The 17,817-nt window shown below is 70.7% G+C and carries 17 protein-coding genes and 1 pseudogene; 8 read left to right on the forward strand and 10 right to left on the reverse strand.

The annotated features are described in order from the left end of the window. Positions 1 to 423 (forward strand): DoxX family protein (locus AOK11_RS26210; RefSeq protein ID WP_055596187.1); only part of this gene is annotated, 423 nt, incomplete at its 5' end. Positions 424 to 502: 79 nt separating this feature from the next. On the opposite strand, the gene AOK11_RS26215 is transcribed toward AOK11_RS26210, so the two are convergent. Next, on the reverse strand, positions 503 to 3,004 hold the full coding sequence (locus tag AOK11_RS26215; protein ID WP_055596188.1) for an alpha-L-arabinofuranosidase C-terminal domain-containing protein: 2,502 nt from the start codon (positions 3,002 to 3,004) through the stop codon (positions 503 to 505). A gap of 166 nt (positions 3,005 to 3,170) precedes the next feature. On the opposite strand from AOK11_RS26215, the gene AOK11_RS26220 reads away from it, so the two are divergent. Next, the gene (locus AOK11_RS26220; protein ID WP_055596189.1) at positions 3,171 to 3,611 is read left to right on the forward strand and encodes a DUF6314 family protein; all 441 of its coding nucleotides are present in this window, start codon (positions 3,171 to 3,173) and stop codon (positions 3,609 to 3,611) included. Between the two features lie 46 nt (positions 3,612 to 3,657). Here AOK11_RS26220 and AOK11_RS26225 read toward each other — a convergent pair whose 3' ends face one another. Continuing rightward, on the reverse strand, positions 3,658 to 4,251 hold the full coding sequence (locus tag AOK11_RS26225; protein WP_055596190.1) for a histidine phosphatase family protein: 594 nt from the start codon (positions 4,249 to 4,251) through the stop codon (positions 3,658 to 3,660). 125 nt (positions 4,252 to 4,376) lie between these two features. Beyond that, entirely contained in the window at positions 4,377 to 5,855 is a 1,479-nt protein-coding gene (locus tag AOK11_RS26230; RefSeq protein WP_055596191.1) for an aminotransferase-like domain-containing protein, read from the reverse strand. Between AOK11_RS26230 and AOK11_RS26235 the strand changes: the two genes are divergently transcribed. Then, a complete protein-coding gene (locus tag AOK11_RS26235) occupies positions 5,854 to 6,864 on the forward strand; it encodes a DMT family transporter (protein WP_055596192.1) in 1,011 nt (336 codons plus the stop codon). The genes AOK11_RS26230 and AOK11_RS26235 overlap by 2 nt on opposite strands. Before the next feature lie 131 nt (positions 6,865 to 6,995). Then, positions 6,996 to 7,184 (forward strand): DUF1918 domain-containing protein, encoded by a 189-nt coding sequence (locus tag AOK11_RS26240; protein ID WP_055596193.1) that lies wholly within the window; start codon positions 6,996 to 6,998, stop codon positions 7,182 to 7,184. Positions 7,185 to 7,209: 25 nt separating this feature from the next. Here the strand turns inward: AOK11_RS26240 and AOK11_RS26245 are convergent. Then, positions 7,210 to 7,521 (reverse strand): annotated as a pseudogene (locus AOK11_RS26245) (hypothetical protein); the annotation flags it as partial. 41 nt (positions 7,522 to 7,562) lie between these two features. On the opposite strand from AOK11_RS26245, the gene AOK11_RS26250 reads away from it, so the two are divergent. Continuing rightward, on the forward strand, positions 7,563 to 9,131 hold the full coding sequence (locus AOK11_RS26250) for a recombinase family protein (RefSeq protein WP_055596195.1): 1,569 nt from the start codon (positions 7,563 to 7,565) through the stop codon (positions 9,129 to 9,131). A gap of 85 nt (positions 9,132 to 9,216) precedes the next feature. On the opposite strand, the gene AOK11_RS46845 is transcribed toward AOK11_RS26250, so the two are convergent. Together AOK11_RS46845 and AOK11_RS40610 are read right to left on the reverse strand one after the other, a co-directional pair. Continuing rightward, positions 9,217 to 9,861 (reverse strand): hypothetical protein, encoded by a 645-nt coding sequence (locus AOK11_RS46845; protein WP_420903014.1) that lies wholly within the window; start codon positions 9,859 to 9,861, stop codon positions 9,217 to 9,219. Then, positions 9,747 to 10,322, reverse strand: coding sequence for a transposase (locus tag AOK11_RS40610; protein ID WP_420903015.1), 576 nt, complete (start codon positions 10,320 to 10,322; stop codon positions 9,747 to 9,749). The genes AOK11_RS46845 and AOK11_RS40610 overlap by 115 nt, the downstream gene beginning before the upstream one ends. Positions 10,323 to 10,444: 122 nt before the next feature. Here AOK11_RS40610 and AOK11_RS26255 point away from each other — a divergent pair, with 122 nt between their 5' ends. Beyond that, complete coding sequence (locus AOK11_RS26255; protein ID WP_055596196.1) at positions 10,445 to 10,879, forward strand: pentapeptide repeat-containing protein; 435 nt, start codon at positions 10,445 to 10,447, stop codon at positions 10,877 to 10,879. 404 nt (positions 10,880 to 11,283) lie between these two features. On the opposite strand, the gene AOK11_RS26260 is transcribed toward AOK11_RS26255, so the two are convergent. After that, positions 11,284 to 12,531 (reverse strand): glycoside hydrolase family 10-like protein, encoded by a 1,248-nt coding sequence (locus tag AOK11_RS26260; protein ID WP_055596197.1) that lies wholly within the window; start codon positions 12,529 to 12,531, stop codon positions 11,284 to 11,286. Positions 12,532 to 12,736: 205 nt separating this feature from the next. Between AOK11_RS26260 and AOK11_RS26265 the strand changes: the two genes are divergently transcribed. Then, complete coding sequence (locus AOK11_RS26265; RefSeq protein ID WP_055596198.1) at positions 12,737 to 13,597, forward strand: 3-hydroxybutyryl-CoA dehydrogenase; 861 nt, start codon at positions 12,737 to 12,739, stop codon at positions 13,595 to 13,597. A 240-nt stretch (positions 13,598 to 13,837) separates the two neighbouring features. Continuing rightward, positions 13,838 to 14,095: a hypothetical protein gene (locus tag AOK11_RS26270; protein WP_055596199.1), complete on the forward strand. Its 258-nt coding sequence runs from the start codon at positions 13,838 to 13,840 to the stop codon at positions 14,093 to 14,095. Between the two features lie 40 nt (positions 14,096 to 14,135). On the opposite strand, the gene AOK11_RS26275 is transcribed toward AOK11_RS26270, so the two are convergent. From AOK11_RS26275 to AOK11_RS26285, 3 genes are all read right to left on the reverse strand, one after another. Beyond that, positions 14,136 to 14,681 carry an NUDIX hydrolase gene (locus AOK11_RS26275; RefSeq protein WP_055596200.1) on the reverse strand — a complete coding sequence of 182 codons (546 nt, stop codon included), beginning with the start codon at positions 14,679 to 14,681 and terminating at the stop codon, positions 14,136 to 14,138. 153 nt (positions 14,682 to 14,834) lie between these two features. Continuing rightward, positions 14,835 to 16,175 (reverse strand): NsdA family TPR-like regulatory protein, encoded by a 1,341-nt coding sequence (locus tag AOK11_RS26280; RefSeq protein WP_055596201.1) that lies wholly within the window; start codon positions 16,173 to 16,175, stop codon positions 14,835 to 14,837. A gap of 272 nt (positions 16,176 to 16,447) precedes the next feature. Further along, positions 16,448 to 17,512: a PP2C family protein-serine/threonine phosphatase gene (locus AOK11_RS26285; RefSeq protein WP_079035093.1), complete on the reverse strand. Its 1,065-nt coding sequence runs from the start codon at positions 17,510 to 17,512 to the stop codon at positions 16,448 to 16,450. Between the last annotated feature and the right edge of the window lie 305 nt (positions 17,513 to 17,817).

The following is a 17,817-nucleotide window of genomic DNA, read 5'->3' on the forward strand; positions in this document are numbered from 1 at the left end:
CACGGCGCGCAGAAGCTGTTCGGCTGGTTCGGCGGGGGCGGGGTCGAGGGCACCGGGATGTTCTTCGCGTCCCTCGGCTACCCCTCGCCCGAGGCGTTCGCCGTCGTGGCCGGGCTCACTGAGACCCTCGGCGGACTCGGCCTCGCGTTCGGCCTGCTCACCCCGCTCGCCGCGGCGGCCGTCGCCGGCACGATGGTCAACGCGATCGCCGTGAAGTGGGGCGGCGGCTTCTTCGCCCCGGAGGGCGTGGAGTACGAGCTCGTCCTCACCCTGGCCGCGGTGGCGCTCGCCCTGACCGGTCCGGGCCGGATCGCCGTGGACCGGCTGCTGCCCCGGCTGCGCTCGCACCGCCTCGAGTACGGCATCGCCGCGGTCGTGCTCGGCGCCGTGGTGGCCGGCGTCACCCTGCTGCTGCGTCCCTGAGGCACCGCGGGCGGTTCTCCGCTCAGCGCCGGGTGCGGGCCGCTCGCTGTCCTGGGGACGGCGGCCCGCACCCGGACCACTACCGCCGCTTGATCCTCAGGAACGTCACCGAGTTCTCCGGGAACGTGTACGTGAATCTGCCGGACACGCCCCGGAGCGTGGACGCCACCGGGGTCACCGGCGTGTCCGTCTCGGTGTTCATCGCGTCCGCCTCGGCGGCCAGGGTGGTCACCCGGGCGGTGGAGGCGGTCCTCGCGCCGCCGAGGTCGATGGCCGTACGGGCCTCGGCCGGCTGGGCGTTGACGACCTTGACGATCAGGTCACCGGTGCGGTCGTCCTCGGTGACGACCTGGCGGAACGGCTCGGCCGGCTTGTCGTCGGTGAAGCTGCCCCACTCCTGTCCGTCGAGGGAGAGGGTGACCTGGCGGCCGCGCACCTTGACGTCGATGTCGTAGGCGCGGCCCGTCTCGATTGATCCGGCCTGGGAGATCAGCGTCGACTTGCCGCCGTCCACGGCCTGTTCGACCGCGGACCGGGTGTTGTTCCAGCCGCCCAGGTTCCACCAGTAGTAGTTTCCGGTGTCCTTGACACCGAAGGCGACGAGGAAGCCTTCCTTGCCGGACTTCTTGGTCGCCCTCACCTGCAGGTCGTAGTCCTGCCAGGCCGGGTCGCCCGCCGTGACCAGGGTGTTCTCGGCGGCCTCGTCGGTCTGGACGTACTGCCCGTCCTGGACGCTCCAGCTGCCGCCGCCGCTGTGCGTCCACTGCGAGGCGTCCCCGGAGAAGTCGTCGCCGAGCAGGGGCGCGCCGTCGGCGGCGGTCACCCGCACGTCGTCGTACGCGGCGCTGGTGGCCCAGGTCGACAGGCCGACCGCGCCGCTGAGGGGACCGCTGACGTCCGGGGTGCCGCTCGCTTCCGACGGGACCACGCGGTCACCGGTGTTGGTCATGAACAGCTTCTGGACCTCGTAGTTGGCCGACCCCCAGGAGGCGTGGTTGTTGAACCAGATCATGTCGGGCGACCACTGGACGTAGTCCTCGTTGGCCAGCAGCGGTGCGTACGAGGCGAGTTCCACGATGTCCGCGTTGCGTTCCAGGCCGGTCATGAACGCGGCCTCGGCCAGGCCGTTCTTCCAGGCGTTGCCCTGCGAGGCGTACTCGCCCAGGAAGACCTTCGGGCCGCTGCGGTCGTAGGAGTCGTAGCGGTCGTTGTTCTGCAGGAACCACTGCGGGCTGTTGTAGTAGTGCTCGTCGACCATGTCGACGTCGCCGTCGCGGTTGAGCTGCCAGAGGGTGTCGAAGGTCGTACCGGTGTCGTCCGGGCCGGAGTTGGAGACGACGGTGATGTCCGGGTACTCGGCCTCGATCGCCGCGCGGAACCGCTCGAAGCGGGCGAAGAACTCCCTGGGCAGGTTCTCCTCGTTGCCGACCCCGAGATGGGTGAGCCCGAAGGGCTTGCGATGGCCCATCTCCGCGCGCACCTTGCCCCAGGTCGAGTTCGCCGGGCCGTTGGCGAACTCGATCAGGTCGAGGGTGTCCTGGATGTGGCGCTCCAGCAGTTCCTCGTCGTCGGTGGCCCTGTTCTGGCCGCATCCGGTGACCAGGGCGGGCACGACGGGGAGCGGCATCGCGCCGACGTCCTCGGCGAAGCGGAAGTACTCGTAGTAGCCGAGGCCGTAACTCTGGTTGTAGCCCCAGAAGTTGGCGTTGGTGGCGCGCTCCTCCACCGGCCCGACGGTGTCCTTCCACTGGTAGGCGCGCTTGCGCTGCCAGCCGGAGTCCTCGCTGTAGCCCTCCATGGAGCCGGTGTTGACCAGGCAGCCGCCGGGGAAGCGGACGAAGCCGGGTTTCAGGGCGGCGATCTTCTCGGCGAGGTCCTTGCGCAGGCCGTTCGGCTGCCCTTTGTAGGTGTCGCGCGGGAACAGGGACACCATGTCGAGGGCCGCGGCGCCGGAGGAGGCGACGGAGAGGCGGCCGCGGTTGCTGGTGCGGGCGGCGGTGAAGGTGGCCTCGTACCGGGCCCAGTCGCCCCTGACGGCCGCCCGGCGGACGTTCGCGAGGCTGCCGGCGGCGTCCTTGAGCGTGACGGTGAGGGTGCTGCCGCTCTCGGCCCGGGCCCAGACCGAGAAGTCGTACCGCTTGCCCTGCTCCACCCGGATGCCGGTGTTGTAGCCCGCGTTGGTGACGGACGAACCCGCTGCCAGGGACAGGTAGGCGCGGTTGCGTTCATTGAGCCGGCCGGAGTCGTTCCGCACCTCGGCCGTGCCGCCGGCAGTCCAGGAGGTCAGGGGCGTGTAGGAGCCGTTGTCGGCGGTGGAGTACTCGAAGGACCGGTTCTGCACGAGCTCGGCGTACAGCCCGCCGTCGGCGGCCCGGTTGATGTCCTCGAAGAAGACGCCGTACATCGTGTCGCCGATCGCGGCTCCCTCGGCGTGCGGGTCGACGGTGATCGTGTAGTCGGTGACGTCCTCGGCGTGTGCGGGGGCCGGCAGCAGGGCGGCGGCGGTCAGTAACGCGGTGGCGGTGAGGCCCGTTCTGAGGCGGGTGCGGTTGCGTGGACGGGTGCGGGCGGTGCGTGACATGGATACTCCGCGGCTCTCGTGGGAGTGGGGGGAGTTTCGCCTGACGTGGCACTCTCGGCTTGTTCGATATATCGAGCACTGGTCAGCACTTCGAACGGCAAGATAGGGAGGAGGCGGGAGCACGTCAATGGTGCGTGCGCGCCGGAGACGACGGGAGCGGGGCGGGATGGGCGAGTTCTGGCCGGTACCGGACGCACTGGCCCATCTGAGGGGGAGCTGGCGGGTGACCCGGTCCGTGCGGGACCTCGGCAGTGGCGACCTGGGGCGGTTCGAGGGCATCACGCTTTTCGGTCCGCTGGAGGGCGGCGGCCTGCTGCACCAGGAGTCCGGCACCTTCACCTGGCGGGGCGTCCCCCGGCCCGCCGAACGCACCCTGCGCTTCCTGCCCGGCCCCGGCGGCACGGTGGACGTGCGGTTCGCGGACGGCCGTCCGTTCCACCACCTGGACCTCTCGGCGGGCCGGTACGTCGCCGACCATCCCTGCTCCGCGGACCTCTACCGGGGCGAGTTCACCGTCCGCGACGAGGACCACTGGCGGACGGTCTGGCGGGTGCGCGGCCCGGCCAAGGACCTGGAGCTCGACACCGGCTATGTCCGCGCGGACTGACGGCCGCCTCCACGGAGGCGGCGTACGGCCGCATCCGTCGTAGCCGCTATATCCGCGTCGCCCGGGCGGAGACCCCTTCGATGCGCAGGCTCCAGCGGCCGGCCCGTCCGCTGACGCTCACCCGTGACAGCGAGCGGACGTCGATGTTCCAGTAGGTCGCGGGCGGCGCCTTCAGCGCGTACACCAGTGCGGCGCGGATCACGGACGGTTCGGCGACCGCGACGACCCGGCAGTCGTCCTCCGACGGCCGGGTGTCGAGCCAGTTACCGACGCGGGTGATGAAGCCGAGGAGCGACTCCCCGCCGTGCGGGGTCGCGCGCGGGTCGGCGAGCCAGGCGTCCACGGCCTCCGGCTCCCGGGCCATTGCCTCGCCCAGGGTCAGCCCGCGCCAGCGGCCCATGCCGCAGTCCCGCAGGGCGAGCTGGACCAGCGGGGCGTAGCCGAGTCCGTCACCGGTGGCACGGCTGCGCGGGTTCGGTGAGCAGTAGCGCAGATCGGCGGCGGCGAGCGGGAGCAGCTCGCGGGCCACCCGCTGCACGTCACTCCATCCGGCGTGATCCAGTGGCCGGTCGTCCTCGAAACGCTCGGTCAGCCGCGAGAGGCTGCCCGCCGCGGCAACGAACGTGACCCGAAGTGCCATGCCGCGATGGTCAGTCCCTGAAGTGCACAAATCAAGGGGTATGGCCATGGTGTTACCCGGAGTGCATCAGGTCGTCGGACAGCAGTCGGGACCTGCCGGACGAACCGGCATGAAACGCCACCCTTTCACCCCGTCCGCCCCAGCACCTCGTCCCAGGCGGTACGCAGTCGCCGTACGCCCTCCGTGATCTCGCCGGTGCCCGCGACCGCCGCGAAGCTCAGCCGCAGGTGGGCGGCCGGGGGCTCGGCGCTGAAGTAGGGGCGGCCGGGGGTGACGGCGACGCCGGCCCGCAGGGCCGCCGCGGTCAGGGCGGACTCTCCCCCGGGGCCGAAAGCCCGGGAGGTGCCCCCGGTGCCGTCGGGCAGGCGCAGCCAGAGGTGGTAGCCGCCGGCCGGGATGTGCGGCAGGGCCAGTTCGGGCAGCCGGAGCCGGAGCGCGGCGGTCATCGTGTCGCGGCGGGCTCTCAGCTCGGCGGAGACCGTCCGCAGGTGACGCGGCCAGGCGGGCGAGCCGACGAGTTCCAGTGCGGCCTCCTGGAGGGGCCGGGGGACGAAGAAGGTGTCGACGATCTGGATGGCGCGCAGCCGCTCCAGCACCGGGCCGTGCGCGACGAGGGCGCTCACCCGGAAACTCGGCGAGGTCGCCTTGGTGAGCGAGCAGACGTGGACGACGACGCCGTCGGGGTCGTCGGCGGCCAGCGGGCGGGGCAGGGGGCCCGCGTCCTCGTGGACCAGGCGCCGGACGAAGTCGTCCTCGACGACGAACGCGTCCGCCTCGCGTGCGATGCGCAGCACCTCGCCGCGCCGTTCGGGGGCGAGGACGGCGCCGGTGGGGTTCTGGAACAGGGGCTGGCAGACGAAGACCCGGGCGCCGGTGGCTCGGAAGGCGTCCGCGAGCAGCTCCGGCCGTACTCCGTCCGCGTCCACCGGCACGGGCACCGGACGCAGTCCGGCGGCGCGGGCGATGGCCAGCATGCCGGGGTAGGTGGGCGATTCCACGAGCACGGGGGCGCCGGGCGGGGCGAGCGCGCGCAGAGCGGTGGTCAGCGCGGACTGGCCGCCCGCGGTGATCAGCACCCCCGCCGCGGTGACCGCGCCTCCGACGCTGCGCGCGAACCACTCGCGCAGCTCCACCAGTCCTTCCACGGGCGGTCTCCCCCAGGCTCCCGGCCGGCGTCCGGCCCGGGACAGTGCCGCCGCCATCGCGCGCTCCGGCTGCAGCGAGGGGTGCAGATAGCCGCCGTTGAACTCGATCACGCCGGGCGCCGGGGCGGCGAGCGAGACCAGGACGCCGGAGGCGTCGACCGAGCGCGGAACGAGATCGGCGGCGCCCTCGGCGCTGAGCGACACTTCCTGCCAGGAGGTGTCGCCGGCCGTGGGGGCCGGGGAGGCGGGCCGGTCGGCACGGAACGCGCCGGCTCCGGGCCGGGTCACCACCAGCCCCTCCGCGGCGAGCTGGGCCAGCGCCCGCGAGACGGTCACGGGGCTCACCCGGAACCGCTCCACGAGCGCCCGGCTCGACGGGAGCTTTCCACCCGGCGAGTAGCGGTCCAGCTCCCGCCGCAGCCGATCCGCCAGTTCGGCCACGCTGCTACGCTCATGCATGAGAGCAGAGAGTAGCGCTACTACCGCGAACCCGATAGCGGTCCCCGCCCGTCGTGACCCCGCCCGCCGGGATTCCGCCGGCTTGGGCACCCTGCAGGCCTCCCTCGGCGTGGTCGCCTTCTCGCTCACCTTCCCGGCCACCGCCTGGGGACTGGAGGGGTTCGGCCCCTGGTCCCTGGTGGCCGTGCGCTGCGTGCTGGCGGGTCTGATCGCGGGCGGCTGCCTGCTCGCGGTGGGGATGCGGGCGGGGACCCCGGAGGCGGGAGCGGCAGGTGTCCCCGTGCGTTCCCGGAAGAGTCCGGCGCGGTGGCGCGGTGTGCGGCTGCCCGCCCGCCGGCACTGGCCGGGACTCGCGGTGGTCGCCGCCGGAGTCGTCCTCGGGTTCCCGCTGCTGACCACGCTGGCCCTGCGGACGTCGACCACCGCGCACGCGGCCGTCGTGGTCGGCCTGCTCCCGCTCACCACCGCGCTGTTCTCCGCCCTGCGCGTCGGCTCCCGCCCTTCACGGACCTTCTGGGCGGCGGCCCTCGCGGGTGCCGCCGCGGTGGCGGTCTTCACGGTGCGGCAGAGCGGCGGCGCGCTGACCACGGCCGATCTGTACCTCTTCGCGGCGCTGGTGGTGTGCGCGGCCGGATACACGGAGGGCGGCAGGCTGGCCCGGGTGATGCCGGGCTGGCAGGTGATCGGCTGGGCGCTGGTGCTGTGCCTGCCGCTCGCCGTACCGGCCGCCGCCCTCGCGCTGGCCGTCGAGCCGGTGCGGCTGACCGCGCACGGCGTGGCCGGAGTGCTGTGGGTGGCGGCGGGGTCCCAGTTCCTGGGACTGGTCGTCTGGTACCGGGGCATGGCGGCGATCGGCATCCCCCGGGCCAGCCAGCTCCAGCTCGCCCAGCCGCTGCTCACCCTGGTGTGGTCGGTGCTTCTCCTGGGCGAGCGTCCGACCGCGGCGGCACCGCTGACGGCGGCGGCGGTCCTGGTGTGCATCGCCGTCACCCAGCGGGCACGCGGCTGAGGAACCGGTCCCGTCGCCCGCGCCACGTGCAGAGCTCCGGGGGCGCCGACCGCGCGCCCTGCCGGGCGGCGCGCTCCGCCGTAGACTCGGAGCTACGGACCGCTGCTCCCGCACGTGGTGAGGAGACCCCGATGCGCGCAACTGTGGGCGACCAGCTTGTCCAGCACGGCAGGGTGGTCGGCCAGCACGACAAGGTCGCCGAGATCGTCGAGGTGATGGGCCGGAAGGGCGATCCGCCCTACCGCGTCCGCTTCGAGGACGGGCACGAGGCCGTGTGCTCACCCGGCCCCGATTCCGAGATCCGGCACAGGGACCACTAGGCCGGAAAACAACCTTCTGAACCCGTCAGGCCGGGGGTGGCGCCGGCTCACCGTAGTGGTCGGCGACCACCCGGGCCATCGCGCCGGCCGGGTCGGCGGCCGCCTCCCGGGCGGCGAAGAAGACGTGCCCGCGCGCCCGCGGGTACGACGTCGCGAGCGTGAGGTGCCGGGACAGCTCGGCCGGGTCCTGCCAGGCGGCGGGCTGCGCCGGGTCACCCGCCTTGTAGAGCGCCTCGCCCACGTACAGCTGTGTCCCGGAGCCCTCCACGACCGCGGACCACCAGGGCAGCAGCCTCGCGTAGTCGGCGGCGGCGAAGCCGATGTTCCAGTAGCACTGAACAGGTGTAGCCAGCGTGACAACGCCACTAGGCTTGGCGTATGACGACCGCAACAGTGAGCCTTCAGCACCCGTGGACAGAGGGCGAGCTGACTGAGCTTGCGCACCTCAAGTCCGTGAACGAGCAACTCCCGGAGGACTCTCCGCGTGCCCTGCTCTCAGTCCGCCTGTCCATCCTGACCGACGACACAACGTCTCCCGTACGCCAGGAATTAGACCTCTGGCGCAAGGCGAACGACGACAGGGTCAGGGTTGTGGGAGTCGCCAGGGACCTGAACGTCTCGGCTACCAAGGTTCCGCCCTGGAAGCGCAAGGAGCTGGGGGGCTGGCTCAACGATCGGTCCCCGGAGTTCGACGTTCTGATGTTCTGGAAGCTGGACCGATTCGTCCGCCGCATCCTGGACCTACAAGTAATCATCAACTGGTGCCAGGAATACGGGAAGAATCTAAAGTCCCTCCACGACCCCATCGACCTCTCCAGCGCGATGGGCAGGACAATCGCCTCCCTCATTGCTGGCATGGCGGAGATCGAGGCCGCGAACACCGGAATCCGGGTTGCCTCCTTGTGGCAGCACGCCAAGAAGCAAGACGCCTGGATTATCGGTCGACCCTCGTACGGATATACGACGGAGAAGGACAAGAGCGGAAAGATCCGCCTCGTGATTGCCCCTCTTGGCCACAGGGTCTTGCGGTGGGCCTACGGGGCGGCACTCCGTGGCGTCTCCGCATCGAAGATGGCCAAGATCCTCAACCGTGCGGGCATCCCGGGCGCCAACGGAGGGAAGTGGACATCAACCACGCTCCTGATCCAGCTCCGCAACCCGGCAATCAAGGGACTACGCGTTGAAGTCGCCGGAAGGTCTGGACGGAGTCGCTCAAAGGAAGTTCTCGACACCAAGGGAAATCCAATCAAGGTGGCGCAACCCATCCTGACCCGGAACGAGTTCGACGAGCTGCAGAGCGCCTTGGATCGGGCCAGCAGAACCAATGAAAACCCGTGGACTCCAGGGGCAACCAAGTTCCTTGGCGTCATCGTCTGCCGCGACTGCAAGGGCAATTACACCGTACGAACGTCCACCAGTCGCGGAGTTCGGTACAAGTACCTTCGTTGCCGCGCATGCGGGGGCAAGGGAACAAACCCCGAAGAGCTGTACGCAGCTCTCGTAGAGGCCGTACTTGAGGAGCTCGGGCATCACCCCGTTGAGTACAGGGAGTACGCCCGCGGTGCGGAAAAGAGGGACCAGCTCCGCCAGCTGGAAACATCCATTAAGTACTACATGGAAGGCCTCGCCCCGGGGGGCCGGTTCGACCGAGGGGGATTCGCCAAAGAGACCGCAGAGGAAACCCTTCAGTCCCTGCTCAACCAGATGGACGACATCGATCCGGAGAGCACCAAAGACAGATGGGTACTCACTTACGGCGGTCGCACATACCAACAACTATGGGAGGACGGAGGCATGGAGGCCATGTCTCGGGATCTCATCCGTGCCGGTATCACATTTGAGGTGGGATACAACGATTCCAACGAGGTTGAGGCAGACCTACTGATTCCCGAGGACGTGCGAGAGCGGCTGGCAATCCGAGAGGACGCTTTTAAGACCAGCCCCTGAGGAGACAATAAACCCCGACCTCTACAAGGGGGTCGTAATTTCTTTGCGTCAGGAATTCTTGACACGGACGAGTTTCCGCTCTCACCTACTCGATACACGTGAACCCCCACTCTTTCACCCCGCTCAACGGCCCACCAATGGGGGTCTTCGAATTTAGTGGGGGTGTGCGTCCCGTCGGCTCCGGCGGGTGGTTGCGCAGTATGAGCGAAGGCGTTGGTTTTCTCGGTTCCGGAAGCCGAAGGCGTTGCGTGCTTCGAGTTTGACCTCGATTCGTCAGTGACCGTGATTGCCTGCGCGGGCTACCGGTTCGCCCCGTTTGTTCCGCGTGCTCGCGGGCGGGCCTCCGCGTGTCGCTGCGGCTGCGCCAGGGTTCCCACGGCACCCGGAGGTCGTGCGGGCCTGCTCCTCCCCTTGCCTCGTCAGAGCTGGTGGTCTGGTTCGTCGGGTAACGGCGGGCAGGGCGGTCAGACGCTGCCAGCAAGTGGTGAACGCCTTCGCTCAGGGCCAGGTCCGCTCGATCCGCAGAAAGCGGCGGCGGGCGTGGTCGGCAAGGCGGGCAGGCAGGTGGTAGAGGCGGAAGCGCATGGTGTCCGGCGTCCAGGAACCGTTCGATCATCACCCGGGCCAGTTCCGACTGGGTCGCGAAGACAGTGTCCTCGCCGAGCCCGGCGGCCCGGCAGCGGTCCGGGTCGCAGGTCCATGAGCGCGGGACGTATAGCGCCCGGTCCACCGCCGCGTGGCCGCGGACGTAGACGCGGTAGATGGCGACCAGGGAGAGTTCTCGATCCTGCCGGCGGTGCCGGTGTACTGGCGCTGGACCCCGACGGTGTGGGTGCCCTTCTTCACATCGCCGGTCTCGTTCCACGACCAGCACCGCGACCTCGTCGTGCAGGTGCTTGACGACGTACTCGCGCACCTCGTGCGGACGGCATCGGCACCCCAAGCGGCTGGCACAGCAAATGCCGCACGCCGTGCGGATTCGCATCCCCGGCCCGCTCGGCGATCATCCAGCAGTTCTTGTGTGGCGGGTCCGCCGGCGGGCCCGCCACCAACCGCTTGGCCCGCCGCCGGGGTTCGGCCCGGGCGATCCGGCCCGCGATAAGTCCCATGGCCCCCTCGAACGCCTCCCGCCAACGGACGGAATCCATGCTGTGACCTGTGGCCACCGTCTGATCTTCTGTCTTCACACACCGATGATCACCGGTGGTCGCGTCCGTTCCCGGTCCAGCCTGGACCTGTGTGATCGGCCGGCGGGCGGCGCACCGTCGGAAATTTGGGCGCCGGCCACCGACCCGGCTGACACCCTGGCGCACATGACCACGTCGCCGACCGCGAGACAACGACTTGCCGCGCTGCACCGCCATGCGGCCGTGAACCGTGAGGACTTCACCGGCCAGAACCTTGCTTCCACTCGCACGTCGCGTCTGCGGTTCACCCGCTGTTCGTTCATCGGGGCAGATCTACGCCACGCCACCCTGGACGGGTGCTGGTTCAAGTTCTGCGACCTCAGTGGCGCAGACCTGCGCGGGGCCTCACTGCGCGAGGTCAGCCTGGCCGGATGCGATCTACGGGGTGCGGATCTGCGCGACACCGATCTGACCGGCGCCAGACTTGGAAGCGTGAACACCGGTAGGCCCCCGCTCGGGCTGACCGACGTCACCGGGGCCCGGTTCGAGGGAGCGACCCTGCGCGATGTCCAAGCGAAAGGCGTCATCGGCTGGCCACCCGGGCACGGCGGGAACGAGTAGCGCCTGCCAGGCGGCGCGCCGATCTCAACCCCAACCGAGCTGAGTTTGGGCACCAGCCCTCGCCAACCGAAGCACCCAGCGACACCACGCGAGATCACGATCTACAGCTGGAGTAAGGGAAATTCAGCCCTCTCGTGTCCTGAAAGAGCCTCAGGACGACTTTGGCACTTGCCTTCTCACAGCAACCTTGACGGAAGCTGCCCCGGACTTTCTCCGGGGCAGCGGAGTGACTTCCCTCGGTTCTGCACGTTGCTGCCGGAAAACTGCCTCAGCCCTGAACAACGTCCCACGTATGTGGGTCTGCTCCCGCTGGCTGTGCTGATCAAGGAACTCGGCCAGCAGGGCATAGGAACCATCGACTCCCGTACCGCTGCCGTCCGTCATCGCGGCACCCTCGCTTGCCGCTAGTAGTGATCGGCAACCACGCGAGCCATCGCGCCGATCCGGTCCGCCCCGACCTCCTTGGCAGCGAAGAAGATGTGCCCCTTCACCTCCGGATACTTCGCGGCCAGCGTGAGGTGTCGGGAAAGTTCGGCCGGATCCTGCCAGGCCGCAGGCTGCGCCGGGTCGCCCGCCTTGTAGAGGGCTTCGCCGATGTAGAGCTGTACATCAGTGCCACGGGCGACCTCTGACCACCACGGCACGAGGACTGAATAATTTGCCGGAACCTGCTGGTCAAGCGGTTGCGCCAACCAATATAGCTGCGGACAGATGTAGTCGATCCAGTTCTCCCGTGCCCACCGGCGGGTGTCCGCGTGCAGGTCGTCATAGGTCTGCACGCCCGCCCGGGTGTCCGAGCCGAGGGGATCGGCCGTCGCGTTGCGCCAGACCCCGAAGGGGCTGATGCCGAAGCGGGTGCCGGGTCGGATCTCCTTGATCCGGGCCGCCGTCTCGCGCACCAGCCGGTCGATGTTGTCCCGCCGCCAGGCCGCCCGGTCGGGGAAGGCTCCGCCGTGCGTGCCGTAGGCGGTGTCGTCGTCGAAGGTATGTCCCGCCACGGGGTACGGGTAGAAGTAGTCGTCGAAGTGGACCGCGTCGACGGGATAGCGGCGCACCGCGTCGAGCATCGCGTCCTCGACGAAGGCGCGGACCTCGGGCAGGCCGGGGTTGTAGTAGAGCTTCCCGCCGTACGGGACCACCCAGCCGGGGTTCTCGCGGGCCGGGTGCGTGGCGGCGAGCCGGGTGGGGTCGGTGTGCGCGGCGACCCGGTACGGGTTGAACCAGGCGTGCAGTTCCAGGCCGCGGGCGTGGGCCTCGGTGACGGCGGTGCCGAGCGGGTCCCAGCCGGGGTCCACGCCCTGGGTGCCGGTGAGGCAGGCGGACCAGGGTTCGTACGGGGACGGCCACAGGGCGTCGGCCGTGGGCCGCACCTGGAGGATCACGGTGTTGAGCCGGTTGCGGACGGCCGCGTCGAGGTGGGCGATCAGCTCGGCCCGCTGCTCGGCGGCGCTCAGCCCCGGGCGGGACGGCCAGTCCCGGTTGGCGACGGTCGCCAGCCACACGCCCCGCATCTCACCGGCGGCCGCGCCCCGGCCCCCCGTCGCACCCGACGGCCCGGACAACGGCCGTCCCGGGGCGGCCGACGCGGCCGACATCATCGTCACCGCCGACAGCGCCGCCACCGCGAACGCCCTGCGTGACACTCGTCCCATTTCGCACCCGTCGCAAAAGCCGCGATCCGCCCGGCCGCGGACCGCTCCGGACCTCAGGATGCCCGCCCCCCGCGATCGATCATCGATACTTCCGGGTAACGTGCACGAACGGAGCAGGCGGCCGGAACCCGGTGCCCCTGCCAGGAGTCGTAGACAGCGCAGGCCAGAAGGACCCGAGCCGCGCCCAGGAAGCGAAAGGGACGATGTGACCGACATCGAACGCGTCGGAGTGGTGGGCTGCGGCCAGATGGGCGCGGGGATCGCCGAGGTGTGCGCCCGCGCCGGACTGGACGTGCGGGTCGCCGAGACCACCGGTGAGGCCCTGGAGATCGGCCGCACCCGGCTGTTCAACTCCCTGACGAAGGCAGCGGAGCGCGGCAAGATCACGGCGGAGGAGCTGGAGGCCACCCAGGCCCGGCTGAGCTTCACCACGGACCTGGGCGAGTTCGCGGACCGCGACCTGGTGATCGAGGCCGTCGTCGAGAACGAGCAGGTCAAGACGGAGATCTTCCAGGTGCTCGACCAGGTGGTGACCCGGCCGGACGCGATCCTGGCCTCGAACACCTCCTCCATCCCGCTGGTGAAGCTGGCGGTCGCCACCTCGCGGCCGGACCACGTCATCGGCATCCACTTCTTCAACCCGGCCCCCGTGCAGAAGCTGGTCGAGCTGATCCCGGCCCTCACCACCTCCGAGGGCACGATCAGCCGGGCGCAGCTCTTCGCCGAGAAGGTGCTGGGCAAGCACGCGATCCACGCCCAGGACCGTTCCGGGTTCGTGGTGAACGCGCTGCTGATCCCGTACCTGCTCTCCGCGATCCGGATGTTCGAGTCGGGCATCGCCAGCCGCGAGGACATCGACAACGGCATGGAGATGGGCTGCGCCCACCCGATGGGCCCGCTGAAGCTGTCCGACCTGATCGGCCTGGACACGGTGGCCTCGGTCGCGTACTCGATGTACGAGGAGTACAAGGAGCCGCTGTACGCCGCGCCGCCGCTGCTGCAGCGGATGGTGGACGCGGGCCGTCTGGGCCGCAAGAGCGGCTCGGGCTTCTACAACTACGGCTGAGGCGGCCATCCGCGACAGTGAGCTGACGGTCCGTCACGTTCACCGAACGTCGCATTCCGGCCATGCGCATGGGCCCGGCACCCCTGAACCGCAAAGGGTGCCGGGCCCGCGGCGTTCACACGCCGTGTGCGCTCCGGGCCCGCATATGCCCCCCGCACACTCTTACCCCGCGTCCACCAGGGGAGTTGACTCACCCTCCGCAGACACGGAACGAGAAGAACTACGGAGAGGAGCTGACTCGTGACCGCCGATCCCGAACAGCCCGCCGTCCAGGGTGAGGTCGCAGAGTTACGGCGCCGCCTCGATGTGGCATACGCCCGCGTCGAGGGCGGACTGGCCCTGCTCAGCCACCGCACCGAGGAGGCGGCCAGGGAACTGGACGAGCTGAACACCCGGATCGTCACCCTGGAACACGCCCGCTGGCCGCTCCAGGCGGTCGCGGCCGTCACGGCCGTGGGCGCGCTCGTCGTGACGGCCTGGCAGGCGTTCGGCCACTGACGCACGCGCCCGGGCCTGGCGGCCGACGGCTGCGAAGAGGTCAGGGCATGGGGTCCTGGCCCAGCCTGAGATGGTGCAACAGGAGTAACGCGGCTGCCATGTTGGCGGCCGGGACCTCGCCGCGGGCGACCAGGTCGGGAACCACCTTGAGCGGCACCCACTCCCGGCGGTCCGACTCGAAGTCGTCCACCGGGTGCCCGAGGTACTCGCCCTCGTCGGCCCAGTAGATGTGATGCCGGGCGTCGGTGAGCCCGTTGGACGGCTCCACGCTCATGAGATGGCGCAGGGGTCCCGGCCGCCAGCCGGTCTCCTCCTCCAACTCCCTGGCCGCCGCCCGGACGACGTCCTCGCCGTCCTCGACGACCCCTGCGGCGAGTTCCCACCCCCAGCTGTCGGTGATGAAGCGGTGACGCCACAGGAGGAGCACCTCGTTGGCCTCGTTCACCACCGTGGCCACGGCGACGGGCCGCAGCCGGATGAGGAAGTGGTCGAGACGCCGGCCGTCCGGCAGCTCGACATCCGCGAGATTGACACTGAACCAGCGGTTCGCATACACGGTTTCCTCGTTCTTGTTCGCCCACTGCACGGTTATGCCACCTTTCGTTCGACAGGTGGCAATATCGCAGCAGCGGCGGTTCGGCAGCAGGCGCACAGGAGGCCGTCGGCGGCGCAGCGGACGGCGCGGCACGGCGCACGACGCACGGCCGGGGCATCCGGAGAACTCCCTGCCCCGCCGTGCCTACAGCGGTACGCGCAGGGCTCCGTCGATGAGTTCGGCCGCCTCGGCGGTACCTTCGCAGCCGTTGCGCACCAGGTGCTCGCGCACCGCCCGGAGTCTGTCGCGCAGCCGCTGCGACTCCATTCCCCGGGCCTGCTCGGCCATCTGCACGGCGATGGCGACCGCCTTGTCGGCGTTGCCCTGCCGCAGTTCGACGGTGCTCAGCATGGCGAGGCGGTGCACCCGGCCCCGGTCGTGCGCGGGGTTGTCGACGGCGGCGGCCGCGTGTTCACCCGCCGCCGCCAGCTCGCCGAGGCTGAGCAGGGCCTCCGCCACCTGTACGTTGACCAGGCCCGGCTGGACATAGCCGGTCTCGTCGGGTTCGTGGCCGCGCCGGATGCGCTCGGCGGCCTGTTCGGCACGCCGGATGCAGGACAGCGCGCCGGAGCCGTCGCCCAGGTGCGCGTACGCCTTGGCCTGCATCGCGTACAGGTCGGAGGCGAGCGCCGGGGTGATGTGCTTGCCGGCGGCGCGGAGCGCGGCCTCCGCGAAGGCGACGGCCTGCCGGTGCTCCCGCATGAACAGCGACTGGTTGACGAGGAGCGCGATCACATACGCGCCGAGTCCCCGGTCACCGCTGGCCTTCGCCAGCCGGAGCGCCTGGTGGAAGTAGCGCTGGGCGAGGCCGTGGGCGTCGGAGTCGTACGCGCAGATTCCGGCGACGGCCACCAGTCCTCCGGTGGCCCGGTGCAGTTGGCGGCCCACGGCGTCGGTGTAGCCGCCCCGGAGGAGGGGGGCGGCCTCGGTGTTGAGGAAGCCGACGATGCGGTCACGGGTCGCGACGCCGCCGGCCTTGCGGTACATCTGCTCGTAGTGGCTGCGGGCGGCGCGCAGCATGTCCAGGTCACCCGAAGTCACCTGGTGACGGCCGCCGCGCGAGACATCGACGTCCTCGGGCGGGTTCTCCCACTCCCAGACGGGCATCACGGCGGGGGTACCGGTGACCGCGGGCGCGCCCAGTATGTGCGGGCGCCGCTGCTGGTCGGAGCGCCACAGCGCGGTGGCTCGCTCGACGAAGCCGGAGAGCGTGCCGGTGTGCGGGGCGGAGGGTTCGCCGGGGACGCCGAGGCCGATGTCGTCGAGGGTGACCGGGCGGCGCAGCCGGCCCGCCAGCACCTCGCAGATCAGGTCGGGCACCTGGCCCCGGGACCGCTGGCCCTTCAACCAGCGTGCCACGGCGGTGTGTTCGTATCTGAGGGACAGGCCGCGCGCCCGGCCGGCCTGGTTGACGTGTGCGGCCAGGCCCGCGTGCGAGATACCGGCCTCGTCCAGGACCGCGTCGAGCAGAGTGTTGGGCTGCATGAGGCCCCCCGGGGGATCGGTGCCGACAGAGTAGTGGCTGGGCGTTCACACGGGGTGTGAACGGAGTGCTCGCATCCGCAGGGTGTGCGCGCTGTCGCGGAGAGTCGCCGGCCGGTTGACTGAGGTGCCTCGAAAGAGGCCGGCCGGGCCGCCGGCTCCCCCTCGTACAGTGCGGCGGCCCGCTTCCATGCCGTCCGCCCGGCTGCCTGCCCGACACTCCGTGGCGGGGCGGACGGCACCGCCGGCCCCGGCGATCACGTCGGGCACCCCGGTCATGCCGGGTGCTGCAGCGGGCTCGTCGGGGAAAGGTCCGTCGTGCCGGACCGTGCGGCGCCCCCCGTCCCCGAAGGGGCGCGGGGGGACGGGCGCTCGTTCCTGAGGATCAGCAGGGCGACGTCGTCCTTGGGCGGGTCACCGGTGTGGTGGACCAGCGCCGTGAGGATCGTCCGCAGGACGGCCTGCGGTGTGGGCGCGGCCTCGCGGGCGGCCGAGGCGAGCACCTCGGGCAGCGGAAAGAAGCGGCCGTCGGCGTCCCGCGCGTCCTCGGCTCCGTCCGTGTGCAGGACGAGCGTGTCGCCGGGCAGCAGCGGGGCGCAGGCGACGACGGGGAGTTCGGCGGGCAGCGGAAACGGGCCGAGCGGCGGGAGCGGGTCCGTGCGGGCGAGCGGTTCGGCCCGTGGACCGCTCAGCAGATGAGGCCATGGGTGCCCGCAGTTCAGGGCCCGCATCTCCCCGTCGGGGAGGATCTCGAGCAGCAGGACGGTGACGAACTCCTCGGCGGTCCGGAAGGCGTGGCCGGCGCGCGCCGACAGGCGCTCGGCACGCGCCCGCTCCCGCAGATGCCGGTCCATCGCCCGCTCCAGCCGGCGCAGGACTCCGGCCAGGTCGGGCTCGTCGTGCACGGCCTCGCGGAAGCCGGCGAGAACGGCGTCGACGGTGGGGACGGCTCCGAGCCCATGGCCGCGGACGTCGCCGATGACCACCCGTACGCCGTACTCGGTGGCGACCACCTCATACAGATCGCCGCCGATCCGGGCGCCCCGGTCGGCGGACAGCTGGACGGCGGCGACGGCCAGCCCGTCGACGCGGGGAGGCGGCCGCAGCATGCGCTGCGCGGTGCGGGCGATCGTGCGGTTGCGCCGTACCTCCCGCAGCAGGCTCCGCCCGACGTGCAGGGCCAGTCCGGTACCGAGAGCGCCGAGGACCGTGGGCGGCAGTCCGCAGGCGAGCGCCCGGCGCAGCAGCGGGCAGTGGTCGGGTCCCCATGAGGCGGTCGTTCCCCATGAGCTGGTTCTGGACCGCCCTGTGCGGGGCGCCCCACCCTTGAAGCGGATCATGCCGATGGCCCCCCATTTTGGCCCTGACAGCGCAGACCGGCCTTGAAAGGCCGGTCTGATTCTGCCGACCGGATCACCCGATCCGGACGTATCGCCCGGAAATGTCACCCAAACGAGTGAGGTAACCGGGGGAACGGATGTGCGTGGGGCGCGTACGGCCCTGTGGGACGGCTGAGCCCTGCCCAGCGCGGCAAAGGCGGCCCCACGCCGGTACGGGGCGGGTCTTGCTCGTGGCAGCCCAGGAGCCCTGCGGCCGCCCGACGGGGCTCCGACCGCCCGGCGGGTCTCCGGCGTGATCCGCCGGA

It is taken from the genome of Streptomyces hirsutus, from assembly GCF_001418415.1.
GTDB lineage: Bacteria > Actinomycetota > Actinomycetes > Streptomycetales > Streptomycetaceae > Streptomyces > Streptomyces hirsutus.